Below are 4,797 nucleotides of genomic sequence, written 5' to 3'. Positions count from 1 at the left end.
AGCCCCTATCAAAAAGAAAAAGCATGGTCGTTTGGAAAAAAGCGTGTTACGCGTTGGCTTGGATCTGCTGCGGGAATTATTTTTTAAAATTGATCGTTCGGTTAACAATTTCGTGAATGATATTGGGTCAATTTTTAATCAAAACACTGTAATTGAGCGGGTATTTACAGGGAGATAAACTTTTGTCCTGTACAGAGAAAAATGATAAAAAAATAGAGAGGGAAAGAAGGCAATACAGTCTAGACTTAAAAAGAAAGCGTAATAAAATACATAAATTTAGGTAATGATCAAACGACAAATGCAAAGATAGTTATGGTGTAAGTAGAGGGTGGATAGGATATAAAATAGGCAGTAATCAAGCCTAAAAAGAGATTAGGCAGAAAAGAAAAATAAATCCAAATTAGCTAAAATTTACGTTAAAAATAAATAAAGCTAGAACATTTATAAGATCGCTAGGCTATGTAACGCAAAGATTAATTCTGTCTATAAAAAGCTTAAAAAGTTAGACTTTAGTGATAAAAAAAAATTCTTCCTCTGAGAAGCTTATGAAGAATTAACTATTCAAGACACAATCAACGATATAGCGCCTGAACGTCTTGTATAGAGTGACGAGTGTGGTATAAAGAGAACGATTTGAAGAGATAGGGGATGGGGTAAGAGAAGTGCAAAGCGCCTAAGGTAAAACTGTGGTAACGATTAATAAAAGAACCAATATTATACTGGCTTAGTGGACACTCAATCCATAAGACTCATAACAGGTTTTCAATATGACTTTTTTTAATTATTGGAGAGAGTAGCCTTGAATTATAGCGCTAAAACACGGACAAGGAGTGAATTTTCATACTCCCTCATTAGATCTCTTACATACTCTAAACCATATGTGGTAACGAAGCTGTATTAGAGGGGGTAGTATAACCCATGAAAAAATAAACAGTTACAAAAATGAAGAGTTTCGAAGGTTAAGGAATGTGAAGCGGTCTACCTTTAAGAAGATGAGGTAAACAGTAGAAGTAGTAAAAAAATAAAAAAAAGTAAGAGGTGGAAAGCCCAATATGCTCCCTGTGGAAGAAAAGCTATGCATGCTATGCATGACTTTTGAGTATTGAAGAGAGGATTGAAAATAATTTCATGCACTTCTTCATAGAGTATATCAGAAAGTAGTTATTGTAAAAAGATCTAAAAAACACCTTAATCAAACACCCTGATGTTTGAATTGCCTGAAAAAAAGCGTTCCTTAAAAATAATACGAAATATGAACTGATCTTCATTGATACAACAAAAACACAAAAAAAGATTAAAGAACAACAAGAAGATTAAGAATCGCAATAACACGCAAAAAAGGTATGACTTAGGGAAAAAGAGAAGACATACTTCAAAAACTCAAATTGTTATTGATAAGAAAAGTAAGAAAATTATATGTACCGCTTTTATAAAGGATAAGCGTTATAAGGGATTTAATCAGTGGAAAACAAAGGTAAATCCTAACATAAAAGCTGTTACCGATAATAGCTATCAAGGTATACAAAAGCTGCATAACATATCTAAATTACCTAAGAAAAATACTAAAAAAACTTCTTTAATATAAGAACCTGTATTCCTGGATAACAAGAGGCAAGCTTGAAGGGAGTAAGAACGCGTGATTGAAGCAATTTAACAGATCATAAATGGAAGCTCATTAAAGATCATTTTGAATGAGATAAGTATAGTAATAGAATTAATGAAGTATTGTACATAATAAAGATCGGCTGCCCATAGCGAATGCTTCCTAAAAATTTTCCGACATACTTCACGTTACATTCGTGTTATCGAAGCTTCAGGATCAAAAGAATATGGGAAAAAGTACTAATCACGCTTGTCAAGATAATTCGGATAAAAGCTGGTGAAAGTAAAAACCCGAGCGATCGCAGGATTGATTCACACAGTGTAAAAATTACCGGGCCTTGTGAACAAAGCGGCATTGACGGAGGAAAAAAAATAAAAGACCCTAAATGCCATAGTGTTGTGGATACACAAGGCAATTTCGTGCACGGTACTGTTTATGACGCTAATCACAGTAGGGGGGGCAATGTTTTTTAAGAGGCTCTGCAATACTATCCGATACTCAAAGATGCTTACGCCGATGCTGGGTATGGAAAAACCATCCTAAAGTTTGTGGTAAACGTTATTAACAAGACAATGGAGATTTCAGAACCCCAGGATGGGCGGTGTTCGCCAAAAGATAGGTCGTTGAACGACGCTTTGCTTGGCTCAACCATTATCCAAGATTGTCTAAAGCGTACGAAAGTGCTGTAGCAGCTGTCGAAAATAGGGTCATGACCGCTCATTCTATATTCTTGTTAAGGCGGATGGTTAATCCCTAAATACAAGCTCTAAGAGAATAAGAAGAAAAATTAAGCACTTTCTCGCCAAAGCGTAGCCCATGAAAATGTCATCGGTATGCTTAAACGATCTAAAATTATATCTGACAAATACAGAAATAGACAAAAGAGATTCGGCCTCTCAGATTTAATCTAATTTCTGCTATTTACACCACAGACTTACCATGATAATTCGTTATGTAAGTGGTCTATTTCTATAAGAACTTAACCACCGCCTTCTAGTATAGCCAAATAACGATAAAATAGTTATAATAGGAGAAAAGATATTTAAAGATGTCGTATTCATTATCGTAAAGATTTAGGAATTAAGACGAAAGAAGGATTGAGCGATGAGAAATCGGGTAGATATTTTGGAATGGGTAAGCAGACTATAGAGGGAGTACGCGTTTAGAACCGAACTTAGTGCGCTATAAGCCAGCCAGCAGAATAGATATGGACTGTTTAGAACACGATATCACAATAAATCCTGATGCCTATCAGCCAGAACAAGCGGAGCACTTTTGGGTTAGCGCTATTGGCATTGCGAAAGCCTTGAGATGTCTTGGAGTTCGCTATAAACAAACCAAAGGCGGATCCAGAAAAAAGATCTGTATTGTTCTAAAAGCGTCACGAATTAAACAGTAAAGTGAATGAACGTGGAGTTGCCCGTGATATGCCAAAAACTCACGAATGTTCTGTAGAAGGGCGGCGTTGTCAGGGAAAAAAGGAGCAGAGTGACCAAAGGTAGAGCAAAGGTGTAGAACAAATACTATAGGCGCTTGAATTGGCTCTACTTTCGGGGTTATTAGATTACTTACGGGTTCTGTAGAGGCTGATTGGTTAAACCAATATCCCAGAAAATCGTAGTATTCTCATGGATAACGCTGCTTTCCATCAAGGTAAAGCTAGGGAGAAAATGATTAATAATGCTGGTTATACTTTACTTGCCTCTTTATTTTCATGACCTTAATTTCATTGAGAAACAATGGGCTCACGCTAAACAGATAAGACGTTCTATACATTCTTCAATTAACGGGCGATTCTTTAGAACTATTCTATAGTTAGTTGGATATATATCCTATAAAGATCTTTTAGGTACTCCAAAGCCATGAATAGCTTTTCTTTCATAGATAGCGTATTTGGCTTCCTACTTTTTACTTTTTTCTGCTTCTCAGCTTCTTCTAGTATTTCTACTCTCTTTTTAAATGTAGATCGCTTTATACCCTTTAACCTACGAAACTCTTTATTTTTGTAGCTGTTTATTTTTTTATGTTTTATACGAACCTCTCTAATACCGCTTCGTTAACACATATTTTTTAAGTTATACAAGAGGTCTATTGAAACAGTGATGGTTTAGGAACCATATTCACCCAATCTAAATCTAATAGAAAAAGATTCCGGTGTTAGAGCATTCTGTTTCTTAGCGTATCTTTAAAACTAATGAGAAATAAAGCTCTTTTCAGAGCTTTACTTCAGTATGCTAAAAAAAAGTACTTAATATTTTAACTACTCTTATAATTCATCCTGAAAAGCTGACTGGACTGGCTGAGAAACAGCAGGATCAGAAATATCAATATCATGATCCTTAAGCCGCGTCACAATCTTGTTAAAAAGTTCGTTAGCCTTGGCCGTATCCTTGTCATCCATGACTGTTTTAAGCTCGTTAGCCTTGGCCGTATCCTTGTCATCCATGACTGTTTTAAGCTCGTTAGCCTTGGTATCAATATCCGAAGTAACCTTCGGATAAAAGTTGTCATCAAACTCTTTCTTAACCGCTGTAGGAAGCTTCTCATCAACCACATCTGGAAGCTTCTCATCAACCACATCTGGAAGCTTCTCATCAACCACACCTGGAAGCTGAGCAGTAACTTCTTCCGGAAGCTGAGCATCAACCACACCTGGAAGCTGCTGCTGAATCAATGGTGGAACCTGCAGCTGAATCGCCCGTTCAACGCTTTTATCAGTTACAAGACGTTTCGCATAACTTTCAGAAGTCAGCAATAAAGAGTAAAGTATTGCGTGTGTGATAAGGAGCTTCATAAAAACCTTTTTTGAAAATATTTACAAAGAAGAAATTATATTATTTCGTTATCTTTGTCAACTGTTCCATCGTTTTTTCAGAAATTCTCATTTTGGTTTATAGAGTTGAGCAGTATACCATTTGGAGAAATTAAAGGAGTTATCAAGATAATGGGAATACAAAGAATGAATCGAAATAGTAAGAAAGAGTTTGATAAAAAGCCTCTCTGTACCGGACAAAACTAATTGGTTAGTTAGTTTGCATTGACAGTAACGCGCTGAAATAAAAACAAAAAGTGTATAATCTCGATTATCGAAAAAGAGGTATACATCATGGTTTCAGTCAACGAGTTAAAGCGCATTTTAAAGCCATATTTCAAAATCGACAATAGGCGTCTTGATTGCTTAACCCAAATGTTAG

5 protein-coding genes and 1 pseudogene are annotated in these 4,797 nt (G+C 35.8%); 5 read left to right on the top strand and 1 reads right to left on the bottom strand.

Features of this window, described 5'->3' with window-relative positions; genetic code table 11:
- The first annotated feature begins 1,267 nt into the window (after window positions 1-1,267).
- From HCUR_RS04785 to HCUR_RS04775, 5 genes and pseudogenes are all read left to right on the top strand, one after another.
- A complete protein-coding gene (locus tag HCUR_RS04785; RefSeq protein ID WP_104206993.1) occupies window positions 1,268-1,585 on the top strand; it encodes a hypothetical protein in 318 nt (105 codons plus the stop codon).
- A gap of 173 nt (window positions 1,586-1,758) precedes the next feature.
- Complete coding sequence (locus HCUR_RS04780) at window positions 1,759-2,076, top strand: hypothetical protein (protein ID WP_104206992.1); 318 nt, start codon at window positions 1,759-1,761, stop codon at window positions 2,074-2,076.
- Window positions 2,077-2,151: 75 nt separating this feature from the next.
- Window positions 2,152-2,292 carry a hypothetical protein gene (locus HCUR_RS08670; RefSeq protein WP_165780773.1) on the top strand — a complete coding sequence of 47 codons (141 nt, stop codon included), beginning with the start codon at window positions 2,152-2,154 and terminating at the stop codon, window positions 2,290-2,292.
- A 105-nt stretch (window positions 2,293-2,397) separates the two neighbouring features.
- Window positions 2,398-2,546: pseudogene (locus tag HCUR_RS09615) on the top strand (IS5/IS1182 family transposase); the annotation flags it as partial.
- A 234-nt stretch (window positions 2,547-2,780) separates the two neighbouring features.
- A complete protein-coding gene (locus tag HCUR_RS04775) occupies window positions 2,781-3,002 on the top strand; it encodes a hypothetical protein (protein ID WP_104206991.1) in 222 nt (73 codons plus the stop codon).
- Window positions 3,003-3,869: 867 nt separating this feature from the next.
- Here the strand turns inward: HCUR_RS04775 and HCUR_RS04770 are convergent.
- On the bottom strand, window positions 3,870-4,397 hold the full coding sequence (locus HCUR_RS04770) for a hypothetical protein (protein ID WP_104206990.1): 528 nt from the start codon (window positions 4,395-4,397) through the stop codon (window positions 3,870-3,872).
- Window positions 4,398-4,797: the final 400 nt, after the last annotated feature.

This window comes from Holospora curviuscula, assembly GCF_002930195.1.
In the GTDB taxonomy this organism is placed as follows: domain Bacteria; phylum Pseudomonadota; class Alphaproteobacteria; order Holosporales; family Holosporaceae; genus Holospora; species Holospora curviuscula.
This window is presented reverse-complemented; position numbering and strand designations above follow the sequence as displayed.

Coding starts and splice junctions, on each gene's coding strand:
- HCUR_RS04770 (WP_104206990.1), bottom strand. CDS start 4,397: ATGAAGCTCCTTATCACACACGCAATACTTTACTCTTTATTGCTGACT.
- HCUR_RS04780 (WP_104206992.1), top strand. CDS start 1,759: ATGCTTCCTAAAAATTTTCCGACATACTTCACGTTACATTCGTGTTAT.